The sequence below is a fragment of the Ruegeria sp. BA2 genome, from assembly GCF_056539605.1.
The window spans coordinates 168,719-184,381 of the sequence record NZ_JBQFVE010000009.1 but is presented as its reverse complement, the minus strand read 5'-3'; the positions used below and the strand labels follow the sequence as shown (position 1 = coordinate 184,381).

The window sequence follows — 15,663 nt, the reverse complement described above, 5'->3', positions numbered from 1 at the left end:
GCTTCGGCTTCGGCTTCGGCTTCGGCTTCGGCTTCGGCTTCGGCTTCGGCTTCGGCTTCGGCTTCGGCTTCGGCTTCGGCTTCGGCTTCGGCTTCGGAAGTCACTTCGTCTGCAGTCTCCTCCGCGTCAACAGATTTCTCATCCGAGACTGCATCACTTTCGGCCTCGGCGGCCTCTGCCACCTCTTCGACTTTGGGGTCTTCGACCGGCTCCTGATCGGGTTTCTTCTTATCAGCCACCGTCCTAATCCCCTTATCGATTCCCAAAACACATGAACAACAGACTTACCCAAGTTAATCTGCACCCGGCGCGCTCTCAACCCGCATCACGTATTTCACAAGTTTTTTCACGGCTTTCTGCATTTTGTCCGGTGTCGGCTCACGCGCGATCTTCAGGCGCTCAAAACGCAATGTTTTAAGGGGTTCTGCGGTGGCCTCGCTGATCGCGGCCAGCCATAAAGGCGCAGATCCGGCCCAGACATCGGCAAAATGTCGCGCCGTGCGGGGCGAAAACAGCGGGGCAATAATGGGCTGGTTCCCCGTGGCAGCCATGGTGGCTTGGTCGTTGAGTGGTAGAAGCTGCTGCCGATAAATCGGTTGTTCGAGGGTCGTTAGGCCAGATTCGGTCAGGCGCGCGGCAACGTTGCCTCGGCTATGTTCACCACGCAGGTGCAACAGCGGGCTGTGCGGCTCACGTTTCAGAAGATTGGCCACCAGTTCTTCGGCCGTTGAGCCCAGCATCTGTGCGTCCCAACCCGCTGCGTTCGCGGCTTGCGTAGTCGCCGGGCCAACGCAATAGGCGGGAAGGCTGCGATCCACATTCAACTTGGCAGCGGCGTTCACGCCATTGGCCGAGGAAAAGACCAACCCGGCAGCGTCACCGGGTTCAACCGGTACCGCCAGCGGATCGATCTTTAACAAGGGTGAATGGATAACCTCGACCTGTGACCGGATACGGTCTGGCAGATGCGCGACGAACCTGTCCGAGGCGGCGCGAGGGCGAGTCATCAACAAATACAAAGGTCGGCGCCTTCGGCCTTGGGATTGTTTGCATCCGCGCGGGGTGATACCCCGCTTGGCAATCATGATGCAACGGATCAGGCCTATGGTGCAAACACTTACCGTCCTCGGACTGGAGAGCAGCTGCGACGATACTGCCGCCGCCGTGGTGCGGCAGGGCACAGGCGCGCGAGCTGAGATCCTGTCATCCGTGGTTCATTGTCAGACAGAGCTGCACAGCGCCTATGGAGGTGTCGTGCCCGAGATCGCGGCGCGTGCACATGCGGAAAAGCTGGATATCTGCGTCGAACAGGCTCTAACACAGGCTGAAATCGGCTTTGATGATCTGGACGCTATCACCGTGACCGCTGGTCCAGGCCTGATCGGAGGCGTAATGGCCGGCGTGATGTGCGCAAAGGGGCTGAGCGCGGCCACCGGATTGCCTTTGATCGGGGTGAATCATCTGGCCGGGCATGCGCTGACGCCCCGACTGACCGACGGGATTGCTTTTCCATACTTGATGCTGCTGGTCTCGGGCGGCCACTGCCAATACCTGATCGCCCATGGGCCGGAACAATTCACCCGTCTCGGCGGAACAATCGATGATGCCCCTGGTGAAGCCTTTGACAAGACCGCCCGACTGCTGGGTCTGCCGCAACCCGGCGGCCCCTCGGTCGAGGCGGAGGCACGCGCGGGTGATGCCAAGCGGTTCCGCTTTCCCCGCCCGCTGCTGGATCGTCCGGGATGTGATCTGTCTTTCTCGGGGCTCAAGACGGCATTGATGCGCATGCGCGATCAGGTCGTAACCGAAAAGGGTGGATTGACACGACAGGACCGCGCCGATCTATGTGCTGGGTTTCAGCAGGCTATCGTCGATACTCTGGCTGAAAAAACCCGCCGCGCGATAGCACTGTATCTTGAGTCTTCGCCGTCCGAGCCGGTTATTGCCGTTGCAGGAGGCGTTGCTGCGAACACCGCCATTCGGTCAGCATTAGAGACCGTTTCGGCTGAATTGGGCGCCCGATTCACTGCCCCTCCACTGGCTTTGTGCACCGATAATGCCGCGATGATAGCTTACGCTGGGCTGGAGCGTTTTCTGAATGGCGCAAGGGACGGATTGGACCTGACAGCACGGCCCCGCTGGCCCTTGGACCAAACCAGCCCAGCGATGTTGGGTGGTGGTAAAAAGGGGGCCAAGGCATGAGCGTATCCATCCTTGGATCAGGCGCATTTGGAACTGCGCTGGCCATTTCATTGGCTGGGAACGGGCCGGTTACGCTGTGGTCGCGAAACGGCGATCAGGCAGAGCAAATGCAACAAACGCGCGAGAATGCCCATCGCCTGCCAGCTTTCGCCCTGCCTTCCAATATTACAGTTACCGCTGAGATCGGGCAGGCAACTCAGTCCGAGGTGTTGCTCCTTGCCGTCCCGATGCAAAAACTGCGCGATGCGCTGGCCCCGCATGCAGCACAGTTGAATGGCAAGGTGCTGGTGGCCTGCTGCAAAGGAATTGAACTGACCACGGGGCTTGGTCCTGTTGCCGTCATCAATCAAACCGTACCGGAGGCGCGCTCTGCCCTTTTGACCGGACCCAGTTTTGCCGACGACATTGCGCGCGGGCTGCCGACTGCTCTGACTCTGGCCTGCGCCGACGCAACGCTTGGTGAGAACCTTCAGCAAGAGCTGACAACCGCCAATCTACGCCTCTATCGCACCACCGATACCGTCGGGGCCGAGTTGGGCGGTGCACTGAAGAATGTGATGGCCATTGGTTGTGGCGCGGCCATTGGGGCGGGTCTGGGTGACAGCGCCCGCGCTGCGCTGATCACGCGCGGATTTGCCGAGATGCAGCGCTTTGCGACCTTGCGCGGGGCACGGCCCGATACGTTGATGGGGCTGTCGGGACTGGGTGATTTGGTACTTACCTGCTCATCCGAATTGTCACGAAATTACCGTTTTGGCCTGTGTTTGGGTCTTAGTAAGCCGTTCGACTCCGCAACGACCGTCGAAGGTGTTGCCACGGCACAGGCAATGTCGGAAATTGCCGCAAGCGAAGGGCTGGACATGCCCATCAGCGCGACGGTGGCGAAACTCAGCAGTGGTGCCTACAGTGTCACCGATGCGATTCAGGCCCTGCTGGGCCGCCCACTCAAGGAGGAATAAATGCTCATCGCTCTCATCGCCCGGGACAAAGCCGGCGCTCTGCAAACCCGGCTGGATAATCGCGCGGCCCATCTGGCCTATATCGAAGAAACAGGTGTGGTGACACAGGCAGGACCCTTGCTGGATGGCGATGCAATGATCGGCTCGCTGATCATTCTGGAGGTTGAAGATCTGGCCGCCGCGCAGGCCTGGGCAGATAGCGATCCTTATGCGCTGGCCGGATTGTTCGACTCGGTCGAATTGATCCCGTGGAAAAAGGTTATCGGCTGATGGCGTATTGGCTGTTCAAATCCGAACCCTCGACCTGGAGCTGGGATCAGCAGGTCGCCAAAGGGGACGCGGGCGAGGAATGGGACGGTGTCCGCAACTATCAGGCCCGCAATTTCATGCGCCAGATGCAGATTGGCGACCGGGGGTTCTTCTATCACTCGCAGAAGGACAAGGCGATTGTTGGCATTGTCGAGGTCTGCGCCGAGGCCCATCCAGACAGCACCACCGATGACGAGCGTTGGGAATGCGTGGATATCAAGGCCGTCCGGCCCTTTGCTGTTCCGGTGACGCTGGACCAGATCAAGGCGGATGAACAGTTGGGTGAGATGGTTCTGGTCAAGAATTCGCGCCTGTCGGTGCAGCCGGTTAGCGACGCTGAATGGCAGGTGATCTGCATGCTGGGCCAAACAGACGCTGACTAAAAAGGGAAGGCCCTGACGGATGCAGAACCTTCCCTACCCCGCGTGCTCCCAAACTCACCACACGCATTCGGAAATCTGTTGGTTCTGACCGTCCTGGTCATGACCTGACTTTAGCCGATTTCAGAACCGCGCTTCAAACACCAAGTGTTTAGAGTTTCATTCAAATACAAAACACCCGCCGGTGCGCCCGACGGGTGTTGAATGGGTTTTGGGTTCGATCAGCTATAGGCCGCTTCTTTGCCGAAATGCTTGGTCAGCATGTAATACACCACGGCACGGTATTTGTTGCGCTCGGACATGCCATAGGTTTCCATGGCCTTGTTGATCGCTTCCATAAGTTCGGGACCATCCGACAGGCCCAGCTTTTTGATGAGGAAGTTATTCTTGACCGTCTCAAGCTCACCTTCCTGGCTGGCCGCCACTGTCGACGCATCCGCGTCATAGATCGCCGGACCACAACCGATGGTGACCTTGGTCAACAGGTCCATATCGGGGTCCATCCCGCATTTGTTTTTCAGATCTTCAGCGTATTTGGCGATCAATTCGTCGCGTTTGCCCATGTCCCAATCTCCTTAATCCATTGTCACGGAACTTTTTACCGATGCCGGAGAGACTAGCCGTGTCGGCGGAATTCCCAAAAGGGAAAAATCACAGGGTTTCCCCCTTGGGCTAAAACTTGCGGGATTCCTTGATTTGATTTTTGCAGATTTATTATTTAACATTTTTGTTAATTATGATTCCCGGAGGTCATCATGCCCGTATCCCTGCCCAACGAAACCACCGAATATCGATCCGCCCGTAACGCACTGCTATCCGCCGAACGGGATCTGCGCGCAAAGGTTGAGGAGGTCGCAGCCTTGCGCCGTTCTCTGCCAACCGGGGGAAAAATCCCCGGCGATTATGCGTTCCGGGATCTGACGGGCCAAGGCAGGCCAATGTCGTCGCTGTTTGGCGATAAGGACACGCTGATTATTTATTCACTGATGTACGGGCCTGATGCGGAACGCCCCTGCCCGATGTGTTCGGCGTTTCTGGATGGGTTGAACTCTCAAATCCATCATCTGAAACAGAAGGCCGCGGTTGCGGTGGTGGCGCAGAACACCCCCGAAAAGCTCTCGGCCCTGAAGGATGAAATGGGTTGGAGCGCGCTCCCGCTCTATTCTGCTTTGGGAACAAGCTACCAGAGCGACTATCTGGCCGAGACCGAGGGCGGCGATCAGCTTCCGATCCTGAATGTATTTCAGCGGCTGCCAGATGGCATTCATCACTTCTGGAGTTCCGAATTGTTCTTTGAATCCAGCGATTGGCATCCCCGGCACGTGGATGCGGCTTGGCCGCTGTGGAATGTTCTGGATTTCACACCGCAAGGCCGTGGTGATTTCATTCCGCCCCTGCGCTGAGGAGCTATCGGCAATAGCCCCAGCCGGGCCCCTGAAGATGAAAGTGATCGGCATGTAAACGGTTGAAATCGGGCCCAAGGACCACGCGGAACCAATCACAGGCTCCTCGCCCGATCTGACGCAGAAACTCCGCCTCGGGCCCGGCGGTGCCCCAGTCGTTCAGCAGTTTCAAACTGCGTCCATCCGAGAGGTCCATACCCACGATGTCGATCGCGTCTGCGGTGGCATGACTGCTCCAACCATTGTCTTGCCCTTGCGCGGTGCGCATCCGGCGGCAGTTATAACTACCGATCTGGCGCAATCGACTGACCGAAGTCCCCAATAACCGCTGCGCAGCAGGCTGCACCACATGATGTTCCCACATGGCAAGCCGCAAGGTTGTGGCGCACCGGGTCTCAACTGCGGTGACGCGAGCATTCACCAAACCGGACAACCGACCGCGCCCCGCTATTCCGCAATTCTGGTCCACCACCAGATCGTCCAACGGCTCAAACCTGACCCCGGCTTCAGCCAAAGCTGCACGGCACAATGCGTCATCTGCCAATGCACGATTCAACTGATAGGGTGTGACCGGCGTAACCGGTGCGGTCACGGTCAGATCGCGCAGCGGGTTCCAATGCGGGAGCACCGGAGTGTTGGGATGGGCCAACAGCCACCAACCGCCGCCGCCCAACAGGATAAGCAGTGTCAGAAGGCCAAAAAGAAAAGACGCCACCGAAAGCAGGGTTCGGCGGCGTCCGGGTTCTTCGCTCATGCCTCTGTCGCAATCAGTAGCGGTAGTGTTCCGGCTTGTAGGGGCCTTCGGGCTTCACGCCGATATAGGCCGCCTGATCGCTATCCATCTGAGTCAGCTTCACTCCGATCCGATCCAGATGCAGGCGGGCGACCTTTTCGTCCAGATGTTTGGGCAGAATGTAGACCTTGTTTTCGTACTGGTCACCTTTGGTGAACAGCTCGATCTGCGCCAGAACCTGGTTGGTGAAGGATGCCGACATTACGAACGAGGGATGCCCTGTGGCGTTGCCGAGGTTCAGCAAGCGGCCTTCGGACAGCAGGATGATGCGATTGCCCGAAGGCATCTCGATCATATCAACCTGTTCTTTGATGTTGGTCCACTTGTGGTTCTTCAAGTTGGCGACCTGAATTTCGTTGTCGAAGTGACCAATGTTGCCAACGATTGCCATGTCCTTCATCTCGCGCATATGCTCGATGCGGATCACGTCCTTGTTGCCGGTGGTGGTGATGAAGATATCGGCGCTGGCAACTTCATCTTCCAGCAGTGTGACTTCGAACCCGTCCATTGCGGCCTGCAGGGCGCAGATCGGGTCAACCTCGGTCACTTTCACACGGGCACCAGCACCACGCAGCGAGGCAGCCGAGCCTTTGCCCACGTCACCATAGCCGCACACAACAGCAACCTTACCGGCCATCATGGTGTCGGTGGCGCGGCGGATACCGTCGACCAGCGATTCCTTGCAGCCGTATTTGTTGTCAAACTTCGACTTGGTGACGCTGTCGTTGACGTTGATCGCGGGGAAGGGCAGATGGCCGTCTTTCACCAACTGATACAAACGGTTCACACCGGTGGTGGTTTCTTCGGACACGCCCTGGATCTGGTCGCGCATTTTTGTGAACCAGCCAGGTGAGGCCGCCATACGTTTGGCGATCTGCTTTTTGATGACCTCTTCCTCTTCCGAACCGGGAACGGGGATGATGTCTTCACCCGCTTCGGCGCGGGCACCCAGCAGTATGTACAGCGTCGCGTCGCCGCCGTCATCGAGGATCATGTTAGGGCCGTCTTCGAACAGGAAGGATTTGTCCAGGTAATCCCAATGCTCTTCCAGCGTCTGGCCTTTGATCGCGAAGACGGGAATGCCGGCTTCGGCAATCGCCGCTGCCGCATGGTCTTGGGTCGAGAAGATGTTACACGACGCCCAGCGCACGTCGGCACCCAACGCCACCAGCGTTTCAATCAACACGGCGGTCTGGATGGTCATGTGCAGCGACCCCACAATACGGGCGCCTTTCAAAGGCTTGCTGTCACCGTACTCTGCACGCAGGGACATCAGACCCGGCATTTCCGTTTCAGCGATATCCAGTTCCTTGCGGCCGAACCCGGCCAGCGAAATGTCTTTGACGATATAGTCCCCGGCCATCAGGTGCTCCATTCCGGTAAATCTTGATCCGGGCTGCCCCTAGCATTCCTTGGGGCAGGTGGCAATGTGGATGGCCAGAAACGGGAAGTCGTGTGCTAAAATATCAGCTTGGCGTACCCTCTACTTTGATTTTTGGTATTGCTTCAAAGAAATCCGTGCCAACGGCGACAATACAACTGATGCCGTTCGCCTGGGTCACCAAAACGGTATAGCTTCCCGTTTCCTTCGAGGTCCAAACCTCCATGACCGACTGCGTGCCGCGTGATTTCTGCAGACCACCAAAGGCTAATTCCTCGGCGTAACTGTCTTGCAGTTTGGCAATCACATGCTCGCGTTCTGCACAATTCTGGGCAAAAGCGGGCGGCGCAGTGGCGGCCATTCCAAAGGTCAGGGCGGTTGCAACTAAACGCTTGAACATAACAAGCTCCTTTCGATACGTGTTTCGTTTCGAGAGGGCGCAACTGGGAGGAGTCAGCACCCCCCTCAGTCCTTTATGTCGGGATCGTATCGTGTAGGTTCAAAGCACGAATGCTCAAGAAAATGTTGGCAGCATGTGATCCAGACAGATACATCATACCACAAGAACGCGAATTGAACGTGTCCTAGTTCACAAGGCATGGCAAAATGGCAACACAACCCAGAGCGTGGCAAAGAATGCTGTCGGGTCGCAGACTGGATCTGCTGGACCCGACCCCGGTGGATATCGAGATCGAAGATATCGCGCATGGGCTGGCTTTTGTGGCCCGTTGGAACGGGCAAACCAACGGGGATTTCGCCTATTCCGTGGCCGAGCATTCGCTGCTGGTGGAAGAGCTTTTTGGCCGTATCGCCCCAAATGCACCGGCAAAGTGGCGGTTGGCGGCCCTGTTACACGATGCGCCGGAATACGTGATCGGCGACATGATTTCGCCGGTGAAGTCCGCTGTTGGCCCGGATTATGGTGATTTGGACAACCGGCTGGCGGCGGCGATCCATATCCGCTTTGGTCTGCCCGCTGCGGTGCCACAGACGGTCAAGCGCCAGATCAAGAAAGCAGACAAGATCAGCGCGTGGATGGAAGCCACGCAGATTGCGGGGTTTTCTGAGGCTGAGGCGTCAAAGTTCTTCGGCCGCCCGGACAAGACGATTTTGGAGGGACTGCAAATCAAACTGCGTCCCCCGATTGAAGTACGGCAAGCCTATAACGCGCGGCACAAAGCACTGCTGGACGGTATCTAGAACGCCAATAGATCAGCGCTTTGGCATGTGCTAAATTGTCGTCAAAACAAGACAATAGCCGGACGCAGGTTCAAGTGAGCGATCCAGATAACCAAATCTCATTGTCCAACGCACAGATGGAATTCGCCAACGCATGCTTGCGCGAGGCGTATAATCTGACGGGCCGTGGCCGGGTGCGCAATTTGATCCGCAGATCGCTGCTGCCGCAGATGATTACCTATCGAGGTTGCAAGATACTCCTGCATCCTCATGACAATTTCAGCGAGTTCACACTGTGGCGAAAGGGCCGATCTCCGGAAGAGCTTGAATTGAATTGGCTGAAAGAGCGCTTTGAAGGAAAAACGCTAAAAGTTCTGGATATCGGGGCCAATTTTGGCCTGTATTCGCTTTTTCTCGCGTCGATCCTGGGCCCAGGATCACAGATTCATGCGTTTGAGCCTAACCCGACGCTGGCCGAACGCCTTAGGAAAAACTGCGCTCTCAATGGATTTAGCCGTGTTGAGCTGAACACATTCGCCCTGTCTGGCACATCCGGAAAGGCAACGCTTTGTATAGAAAGCCGGGTTGACACAGCCACCAATCTTGGCGAGGCATGGTTGGCGAATGATGCCGTCGGCGTAGATACGTCAAAACACGACACGATAGAGGTGCAGACCCGAACGCTGCTTGAGCTTACCGATCTGCATGGCGCCGATTTTGCCAAGCTGGACGTCGAAGGGCATGAGCCGAATATCCTCCTGCCATTCCTTGAGGATGCCAAAGACGCAGCCCTGCCCTGCTATCTTCAATTGGAAACCGTAAATCTTGGCGATGAGGCCAAAGGCCTGTTTGCCTCGCTTTCTGATCGTGGATACGAGAATGTCTTTCAAACCCAGCGCAATATCATCTTCAGAAGGTAGGACGTGCCAGACCGAACACTGATTATGACCGGAACACTTCGCCAGCATCAGGTCGAGCCGGTATGAATTTCGGGCTGTTCTCCTGCGCCAAGGATGAAGGGCCGTTTATTCTTGAGTGGATCGCCTATCATCTGCTGATCGGGTTTGATCCGATCCTGATCTACAGCAATGACTCGACAGACGGCACGACCGAGCTGTTGGATGCGCTGGATAAGAACGGGGTCATCTCTCATGTGCTGCAGGACCTGAAGCCGGGCGAAATTCCGCAACACACAGCCGCCGACAAAGCTTATTTGCATCCATCGCTTGTCTATACCGACTGGTTGATGTGGCTCGATATTGATGAGTTTCTTTATTGTGCAGGCTCTGACAATCGGGTCACGAATTTGATCGAGCGCTGCGACGGAATTGCCGAAGGCGTGGCGATAAACTGGCTGATCTTCGGTGACGGGCATCATGACCACTGGGAGCCCGGTCTTGTCACTCAACGCTTCTTGAGGCGCGCCGAGAACGATCACCGTCTGCACCGGCGCTATAAAACGCTGTTTCAAACCTCGGAAAAGATAAGAGGGTTCGGGATCCACCGGCCGCATTTATACAAGGGATTTCAGCGTGATGGCGGGCAGTTCATCAATGCATCCGGGCGGCCAATGCATGAGGACATCTATCGATCGGGCGTGCGCAGACGCCATGCCTTTGGGGCCGCCCCCGAACACCTTGTCTCGCACGAAAGGGCGGCAGTTTTTCACTATCCGGTAAAAACACGAGACAGTTTCGAGCTCAAACGCCAACGCGGACAAGGCACGAAACCCATTGATGCGCCTAACCGGAACAGTCGGTTTCGCAAGCAGTATTGGAACAAATACAATCAGAACAGCGTTTTGGATGATCGAATGCTGATCATGGGCGACCGGCTGCAGGCAAAGGTGGATGAACTTCTATCGTGGTCTGATGTCCAGCATGCGCACGCGGTTTGCCTAATAAACTATGCGCGAAGCATTCAATCGCGATCACAAATACCGAAACTCTGACTTGCAAGGCGGAGTAAGGTCCGATCTTTTCTAAGCCCGAATGATAAGACCCAATCAGCACTTGCATCGAGCCTACAAGGCTTTCGGTGTTTCCGAATTAGAGATTTTGGTTCTCTTCATGCGATCAGATTAAACACTGATAGAAGATTTGCGAACCAATTTTGACCGCTGCTAGTTTGAGCAACCTTTTTTCCATTCGGCAAAGTCAGTGACAAAAACAGTTGCGGAATTGCTCTTTTGTCCACCAGAAGACATTTTGCCCGGCGGACAAAGGAAATCCCTTCTTCTAAAGTTTGTTGGCTATATCAACCAATCAACCTAAGTCGAAGATATCTGTTGGCAGAATAGCTGCGGGAATCTCAATGTCTGCCATTGCTTCTTCCGGAAGCGTGAGCTCAGGCAAGACTGGTGCATCAATGGGGAACATGTTTTCGGGCAGAACAGGCAAATCGGGCATCCCTGCATCTACAGGTGGGCCAGCCTCGGGAAAATCGATACCTAGCTCAAATAGCTTGTCGATTGCTTTCTGCGAAGGATTTGGTTTCGTTTCCGGTTTCATATCGCTTTATCCTCTGAGCGGGTTGCTAAAGGTGCATGCCACTTGGCAGCATCATTGCTAAGGCAACTGCAAGATGTTGTCATAGAGGGGTTGAACGTGATTTGAACACATTGTTAACGATACGTTAACTTTGTTGGCAATAGATCAACAATATATTCACTAAGCAGGGTACGCAATGTTTCTGCGAGATAAGCGGCTTAATTTATTAAATTGATCATCGCGGGCTGCGCTTGGCCAAAATCCGCTGCAGCGTTCTGCGGTGCATGTTCAGTCTGCGCGCGGTTTCCGAGACGTTGCGGTCGCACAGCTCATAGACGCGCTGGATATGTTCCCAGCGAACGCGGTCGGCGCTCATGGGGTTTTCCGGTGGCGGAGGCAGTTCATCGCCCTTGGCCAGCAGCGCATTGGTGATGTCGGTGGCATCGGCGGGCTTAGACAAGTAATCAGTCGCACCGATTTTGACAGCGGCCACAGCGGTGGCAATCGCGCCGTATCCGGTGAGAACCACAACACGGCTGTCGGGGCGTTTTTCACGCAGCACTTCGACCACATCCAGCCCGTTGCCATCCTCAAGCCGCAGATCAACCACGGCGTACGCAGGGGGGCGTGCTGTGGAAATTGCGCGACCTGCGGCGACTGAACCTGCGGTTTCAACCTCGAACCCGCGTTTTTCCATGGCCTTGGCCAGACGTCTCAGAAACGGCTCGTCATCATCGACCAGCAGCAGCGATTTGTCGGGGCCGATTTCAAGCTGAGAACTGTCTGCCATATGTGGGTCTTTCCGCTATTTCATGCCGATTGGCTTAATCAAGAGTAATAGCAGCGCCATTTCAAACGTCAAACCGGCTGTTGTGGATCAGGCCTTGTCAAGGAAGCAGCCAATCTGGTCTGCCATCTGCTCGGCCGTGTCGTCGCGCTTGAAGAATTCAAGGAACCCATCTTCGGGCGTCATCAGATAGGTAAAGGTTGAGTGGTCGACCAGATAATACTCATCACTTTTGTCATGCGCTTTGTAATAGGCCTTGTAGGCTTTGCTCGCCGCTTTGACCTGCTCGGGCGTTCCGGTCAGGCCGATCAGGCGCTCATGCAAGTTGAAGGCGAAATCGCCAACCGCCTCAGGGGTATCGCGGTCGGGGTCAACTGATATGAACATAGGCGTCACAGACTGGCCACGCTCTGCCAGCAAATCAACCACATCGACATTGCGCGACATGTCAAAGGGGCAGACATCCGGGCAGAAGGTATAACCGAAGTAAACCAGCGTCGGTTCGGTGATCACATCCTTGTCTGTCACCGTCTCGCCCTTGGCGTTGATCAGTTCGAACGGCCCGCCGATTGCCGCGCTCCCCCCCGCGATCTGGGACGAGCGGCATTGTGCGTATTTATCGTCACCCCCGCCACGTGTCAGCAGCCACATGGCACCCAGGCCCACAGCCAGCACAACGGTTGCAAGAATAGCATAAAGGCGGATCATGGTGCGTATCCTGATACGTAAAGGGATTGTTGATCGTTTCCGCCGGGACACCTATCAACATGGCGGACCGACGCAATAGGACATAATCGACAGATGACGGATTCCAACACCAGTCTTTGGCGTGGGCAGGAGCGCAGCACCTGGATCAGGCTGCGCACGCTGATCCTGCTGCGATGGGTCGCGATTATCGGCCAGTTCACCGCGATCACGGTTGCACAGAAATACTACCACGTTCAGCTTGAACTGGCTTTGTGCTACTTCGCCATAGGCGTTTCGGTCATGGGCAACCTGACGGCCATTCTGCTTTTCCCGGAAAACAAGCGCCTGTCGGAATTCGAGAACTTCTTGATGGTGCTGTTCGACCTACTGCAGCTGTCGGTTCTTCTGTATCTGACAGGGGGGCTGAACAACCCGTTTGCGCTGTTGTTACTTGGTCCGGTGACGATCTCGGCAAATGTGATGAGCACCCGGTCCACTCTGATTATCGGCAGCGTTGCGGTGATCCTGACAACGTTGCTGGCGCAGTTCCATCTGCCACTGCGGACCGATCTGGGCCTTGTGCTGGATATCCCCGATGTTCTTTTGTTCGGAAACTGGGCTGCGATCATCATCGCCATCGTCTTCATTGGCGCCTATTCACATCGCATCAGTTCCGAGGTGCAGTCGATGTCCGAAGCGCTGTCGGCCACTCATATGGCGCTGGCGCGCGAGCAAAAGCTGACCGATCTGGGCGGCGTCGTGGCTGCGGCGGCGCACGAGTTGGGTACGCCGCTGGCAACGATCAAGCTGGCCAGTTCCGAATTGATCGAAGAGCTGGACGATAAGCCCGAGTTAAAGGAAGACGCCGCTTTGATCCGTGAACAGGCCGATCGCTGCAGGGACATCCTGCGCGATATGGGGCGGGCTGGCAAAGATGATCTGCACCTGCGACAGGCACCCTTGTCTACAGTGATTCATGAGGCGGCCGAGCCGCATATCAACCGTGGCAAAGCGGTGCATTTCGACGAAGGGCCTGTTGCCGATGGTGATGTTCAGCAGCCTTCAATCCTGCGCAAGCCCGAAATCATCCACGGCTTGCGCAACCTGATTCAAAATGCGGTGGATTTCGCCAAGTCGAATGTCTGGGTCGAGGCCGAGTGGACCTCGGATCAGATCAGCGTATTAATCATGGATGATGGGCGGGGTTATCCATCGCATATCATCGGACGCATCGGCGACCCCTTTATGCGCCGCCGCCGGGCCGACCGCAGCAGCCGACCTGAATATGAGGGGATGGGATTGGGACTGTTCATTGCCAAGACATTGCTGGAACGCAGCGGGGCCGAGCTTTACTTCGCCAATGGAGCAGATCCCTATCAGACCCTGAGCGATCAGCCTGGCCGCAAAGGTGCAATTGTCAAAGTTGTCTGGCCGCGCAAGCTGATTGATGCGCAAACCGGTGATACACCGGTCCCGTCCGGTGCAAATCAACCGTTCCAGATCTGAGTTAAGACCCTGTTAACTATTGTTGTTCATACAGGTTCGGGATTTTTGACAAGGGCGTAGGATCGATGGCCGATTGGATCGTGCTGGCCACAATCAGCGTGGTTTCGGCCTGCTTTGCAATACTATGGCTGCTGCCGCACCGACAGGCCAGAGCAAGTGACTACGGGCTATCAACCCCCGGCGCGCTGTTCGACGTGGTCTTTCTATTCGATGGAGATCAATTGATCAGCCATTCGGACGTTGCCTTGGCAGGATACGAATCCGTCAGAAACTGGGAAGATCTTCGGCGTCTGCTTCAGCGCGATTTCCCTGCCTTCCCCGAAACACCCGAGAGTGTCCGATCACAAGGGAGCATTTCCGTATCCGCCATTGATTGTACTGTAGAGCGCGAGATTTTGTGCGAATGGATCGATGGAATTATCCGCGTACAACTGCGCGATCTAACGGGCAATTCGCATACCCCACGTCGTGACCCCAGCGATCCAATTCGATTGGCAATGGAGCAGGCCCCTTATCCGGTATGGTCGGTGGATAATCGCAACAAGGTAAGATGGTGTAATGCAGCTTACGTAGCATTAGTGCGCAAAATTTCTGGCCAAGACGCAGATCTGACAGATCCGCTGTTTCCATCGCTCACGGATGAGGCGCAGTTGGGCCGGAAAACCCGCGTGTCTATCCCGGTCAAAGATAGCGACGCCAAGCTTTGGTTCGATCTGACGCGCGTGACCCGCGATGGGGATCAGCTGTGTTATGCGGTCGATATAAATGCGATTGTCGAAGCGGAAATTGCCCAGCGCAAATTTGTGCAAACCATGACAAAGACCTTTGCGCAGCTTTCGATCGGCTTGGCCATATTCGACCGCAATCGACAATTGGCCTTGTTTAATCCTGCACTCATCGACTTGACCACCCTGCCCCCGGACTTTCTGAGCGTACGTCCAAGCCTGTCCAGCTTCTTCGATCGGCTGCGCGATCAGCACATGATGCCTGAACCCAAGAACTATCGCAGTTGGCGGCGTCAGATGAATGATTTGCTCGAAGCGGCCCGGGACGGGAACTATCAGGAAACATGGTCGTTGCCCTCGGGTTCGGTTTATTCCGTCAGCGGCAGACCCCACCCCGACGGGGCCGTGGCGTTTTTGTTCGAGGATATCACCGCAGAAATCACTCTGACCCGGCGATTTCGCGCAGAGATGGACCTCATGCAATCCATCCTGGACAAGCTTGCCGATCCCATCGCCGTTTTCTCGGATGACGGGATCCTAGCTACAACAAATTACGCCTATCAAAAACTATGGGGCGACAGCAACGAGAGCGGATTTGAACCAGCGACCGTGCTTGAGATCACCCGCCAATGGCAGGACCAATGCGCCGCCACACCTATCCTCGGAGAAATTCGGGAATTCGTCACAGCACGTGAGAACCGAGCCGAATGGTCAGGCGAATTGACCCTGAAATCAGGCGGGACACTGACTTGTACAGTCAGCCCCATGCAAAACGGGGCTACGATCGTGCGCTTCGCGACGGATAATGCGGTCGACAACATGGCGGATATGCAAAAAATCAGCGCCTGAACCGGGTTGCAGCC

Annotated in this window: 18 protein-coding genes and 1 pseudogene; 10 read left to right on the top strand and 9 right to left on the bottom strand. The window is 56.0% G+C overall.

Features of this window, described 5'->3' with window-relative positions; translation table 11 throughout:
• Both ACR0NN_RS18160 and ACR0NN_RS18155 read right to left on the bottom strand, forming a co-directional pair.
• Positions 1-239 (bottom strand): annotated as a pseudogene (locus tag ACR0NN_RS18160) (hypothetical protein); the annotation flags it as partial.
• A 54-nt stretch (positions 240-293) separates the two neighbouring features.
• Positions 294-1,007, bottom strand: coding sequence for a uroporphyrinogen-III synthase (locus ACR0NN_RS18155; RefSeq protein WP_170722616.1), 714 nt, complete (start codon positions 1,005-1,007; stop codon positions 294-296).
• A gap of 97 nt (positions 1,008-1,104) precedes the next feature.
• Between ACR0NN_RS18155 and tsaD the strand changes: the two genes are divergently transcribed.
• From tsaD to ACR0NN_RS18135, 4 genes are read left to right on the top strand one after another with little or no spacing between them, the layout of a single operon-like run.
• Entirely contained in the window at positions 1,105-2,202 is a 1,098-nt protein-coding gene (gene tsaD, locus ACR0NN_RS18150) for a tRNA (adenosine(37)-N6)-threonylcarbamoyltransferase complex transferase subunit TsaD (RefSeq protein ID WP_170722968.1), read from the top strand.
• Positions 2,199-3,161 carry an NAD(P)H-dependent glycerol-3-phosphate dehydrogenase gene (locus ACR0NN_RS18145; protein WP_170722619.1) on the top strand — a complete coding sequence of 321 codons (963 nt, stop codon included), beginning with the start codon at positions 2,199-2,201 and terminating at the stop codon, positions 3,159-3,161. Before tsaD ends, ACR0NN_RS18145 begins: the two co-directional genes overlap by 4 nt.
• On the top strand, positions 3,162-3,431 hold the full coding sequence (locus ACR0NN_RS18140; protein ID WP_170684625.1) for a YciI family protein: 270 nt from the start codon (positions 3,162-3,164) through the stop codon (positions 3,429-3,431).
• On the top strand, positions 3,431-3,853 hold the full coding sequence (locus tag ACR0NN_RS18135; RefSeq protein WP_170684627.1) for an EVE domain-containing protein: 423 nt from the start codon (positions 3,431-3,433) through the stop codon (positions 3,851-3,853). Before ACR0NN_RS18140 ends, ACR0NN_RS18135 begins: the two co-directional genes overlap by 1 nt.
• A 218-nt stretch (positions 3,854-4,071) precedes the next feature.
• On the opposite strand, the gene ACR0NN_RS18130 is transcribed toward ACR0NN_RS18135, so the two are convergent.
• A complete protein-coding gene (locus ACR0NN_RS18130) occupies positions 4,072-4,413 on the bottom strand; it encodes a DUF2853 family protein (protein WP_170722621.1) in 342 nt (113 codons plus the stop codon).
• A gap of 192 nt (positions 4,414-4,605) precedes the next feature.
• Here ACR0NN_RS18130 and ACR0NN_RS18125 point away from each other — a divergent pair, with 192 nt between their 5' ends.
• Positions 4,606-5,253 (top strand): DUF899 family protein, encoded by a 648-nt coding sequence (locus tag ACR0NN_RS18125; protein ID WP_170722623.1) that lies wholly within the window; start codon positions 4,606-4,608, stop codon positions 5,251-5,253.
• 4 nt (positions 5,254-5,257) lie between these two features.
• Here the strand turns inward: ACR0NN_RS18125 and ACR0NN_RS18120 are convergent, their stop codons facing one another.
• The 3 genes from ACR0NN_RS18120 to ACR0NN_RS18110 all read right to left on the bottom strand — a co-directional run bounded on the left by ACR0NN_RS18120 (position 5,258) and on the right by ACR0NN_RS18110 (position 7,827).
• A complete protein-coding gene (locus ACR0NN_RS18120) occupies positions 5,258-6,007 on the bottom strand; it encodes an extensin family protein (RefSeq protein WP_170722625.1) in 750 nt (249 codons plus the stop codon).
• 13 nt (positions 6,008-6,020) lie between these two features.
• On the bottom strand, positions 6,021-7,409 hold the full coding sequence (gene ahcY / locus ACR0NN_RS18115) for an adenosylhomocysteinase (protein ID WP_170722627.1): 1,389 nt from the start codon (positions 7,407-7,409) through the stop codon (positions 6,021-6,023).
• 103 nt (positions 7,410-7,512) lie between these two features.
• Complete coding sequence (locus ACR0NN_RS18110) at positions 7,513-7,827, bottom strand: hypothetical protein (RefSeq protein ID WP_170684635.1); 315 nt, start codon at positions 7,825-7,827, stop codon at positions 7,513-7,515.
• A 206-nt stretch (positions 7,828-8,033) separates the two neighbouring features.
• Between ACR0NN_RS18110 and ACR0NN_RS18105 the strand changes: the two genes are divergently transcribed.
• From ACR0NN_RS18105 to ACR0NN_RS18095, 3 genes are all read left to right on the top strand, one after another.
• The gene (locus ACR0NN_RS18105; RefSeq protein WP_170722633.1) at positions 8,034-8,627 is read left to right on the top strand and encodes an HD domain-containing protein; all 594 of its coding nucleotides are present in this window, start codon (positions 8,034-8,036) and stop codon (positions 8,625-8,627) included.
• A 74-nt stretch (positions 8,628-8,701) separates the two neighbouring features.
• Positions 8,702-9,526, top strand: coding sequence for an FkbM family methyltransferase (locus tag ACR0NN_RS18100; RefSeq protein WP_480685249.1), 825 nt, complete (start codon positions 8,702-8,704; stop codon positions 9,524-9,526).
• 62 nt (positions 9,527-9,588) lie between these two features.
• Entirely contained in the window at positions 9,589-10,557 is a 969-nt protein-coding gene (locus ACR0NN_RS18095) for a glycosyltransferase family 2 protein (RefSeq protein WP_170722638.1), read from the top strand.
• A gap of 313 nt (positions 10,558-10,870) precedes the next feature.
• On the opposite strand, the gene ACR0NN_RS18090 is transcribed toward ACR0NN_RS18095, so the two are convergent.
• The 3 genes from ACR0NN_RS18090 to ACR0NN_RS18080 form a co-directional block, all read right to left on the bottom strand.
• Entirely contained in the window at positions 10,871-11,116 is a 246-nt protein-coding gene (locus ACR0NN_RS18090) for a hypothetical protein (protein WP_170722641.1), read from the bottom strand.
• A 214-nt stretch (positions 11,117-11,330) separates the two neighbouring features.
• Positions 11,331-11,885 (bottom strand): ActR/PrrA/RegA family redox response regulator transcription factor, encoded by a 555-nt coding sequence (locus ACR0NN_RS18085; RefSeq protein ID WP_039542641.1) that lies wholly within the window; start codon positions 11,883-11,885, stop codon positions 11,331-11,333.
• Positions 11,886-11,972: 87 nt separating this feature from the next.
• Positions 11,973-12,590 carry an SCO family protein gene (locus ACR0NN_RS18080; RefSeq protein WP_170722643.1) on the bottom strand — a complete coding sequence of 206 codons (618 nt, stop codon included), beginning with the start codon at positions 12,588-12,590 and terminating at the stop codon, positions 11,973-11,975.
• Positions 12,591-12,683: 93 nt separating this feature from the next.
• Between ACR0NN_RS18080 and regB the strand changes: the two genes are divergently transcribed.
• Together regB and ACR0NN_RS18070 are read left to right on the top strand one after the other, a co-directional pair.
• Positions 12,684-14,075 carry a sensor histidine kinase RegB gene (gene regB / locus ACR0NN_RS18075; protein ID WP_170722646.1) on the top strand — a complete coding sequence of 464 codons (1,392 nt, stop codon included), beginning with the start codon at positions 12,684-12,686 and terminating at the stop codon, positions 14,073-14,075.
• A 65-nt stretch (positions 14,076-14,140) separates the two neighbouring features.
• Complete coding sequence (locus tag ACR0NN_RS18070; protein WP_170722650.1) at positions 14,141-15,649, top strand: PAS-domain containing protein; 1,509 nt, start codon at positions 14,141-14,143, stop codon at positions 15,647-15,649.
• Positions 15,650-15,663: the final 14 nt, after the last annotated feature.

Bases quoted from the DNA above. Each gene is read 5' to 3' on its own strand.
- ahcY (WP_170722627.1), bottom strand. From the start codon at position 7,409: ATGGCCGGGGACTATATCGTCAAAGACATTTCGCTGGCCGGGTTCGGC.
- regB (WP_170722646.1), top strand. From the start codon at position 12,684: ATGACGGATTCCAACACCAGTCTTTGGCGTGGGCAGGAGCGCAGCACC.
- ACR0NN_RS18130 (WP_170722621.1), bottom strand. From the start codon at position 4,413: ATGGGCAAACGCGACGAATTGATCGCCAAATACGCTGAAGATCTGAAA.
- ACR0NN_RS18140 (WP_170684625.1), top strand. From the start codon at position 3,162: ATGCTCATCGCTCTCATCGCCCGGGACAAAGCCGGCGCTCTGCAAACC.
- ACR0NN_RS18110 (WP_170684635.1), bottom strand. From the start codon at position 7,827: ATGTTCAAGCGTTTAGTTGCAACCGCCCTGACCTTTGGAATGGCCGCC.
- ACR0NN_RS18120 (WP_170722625.1), bottom strand. From the start codon at position 6,007: ATGAGCGAAGAACCCGGACGCCGCCGAACCCTGCTTTCGGTGGCGTCT.
- ACR0NN_RS18070 (WP_170722650.1), top strand. From the start codon at position 14,141: ATGGCCGATTGGATCGTGCTGGCCACAATCAGCGTGGTTTCGGCCTGC.
- ACR0NN_RS18125 (WP_170722623.1), top strand. From the start codon at position 4,606: ATGCCCGTATCCCTGCCCAACGAAACCACCGAATATCGATCCGCCCGT.
- tsaD (WP_170722968.1), top strand. From the start codon at position 1,105: ATGGTGCAAACACTTACCGTCCTCGGACTGGAGAGCAGCTGCGACGAT.
- ACR0NN_RS18145 (WP_170722619.1), top strand. From the start codon at position 2,199: ATGAGCGTATCCATCCTTGGATCAGGCGCATTTGGAACTGCGCTGGCC.
- ACR0NN_RS18085 (WP_039542641.1), bottom strand. From the start codon at position 11,885: ATGGCAGACAGTTCTCAGCTTGAAATCGGCCCCGACAAATCGCTGCTG.
- ACR0NN_RS18135 (WP_170684627.1), top strand. From the start codon at position 3,431: ATGGCGTATTGGCTGTTCAAATCCGAACCCTCGACCTGGAGCTGGGAT.
- ACR0NN_RS18105 (WP_170722633.1), top strand. From the start codon at position 8,034: ATGGCAACACAACCCAGAGCGTGGCAAAGAATGCTGTCGGGTCGCAGA.
- ACR0NN_RS18155 (WP_170722616.1), bottom strand. From the start codon at position 1,007: ATGACTCGCCCTCGCGCCGCCTCGGACAGGTTCGTCGCGCATCTGCCA.
- ACR0NN_RS18095 (WP_170722638.1), top strand. From the start codon at position 9,589: ATGAATTTCGGGCTGTTCTCCTGCGCCAAGGATGAAGGGCCGTTTATT.
- ACR0NN_RS18090 (WP_170722641.1), bottom strand. From the start codon at position 11,116: ATGAAACCGGAAACGAAACCAAATCCTTCGCAGAAAGCAATCGACAAG.
- ACR0NN_RS18080 (WP_170722643.1), bottom strand. From the start codon at position 12,590: ATGATCCGCCTTTATGCTATTCTTGCAACCGTTGTGCTGGCTGTGGGC.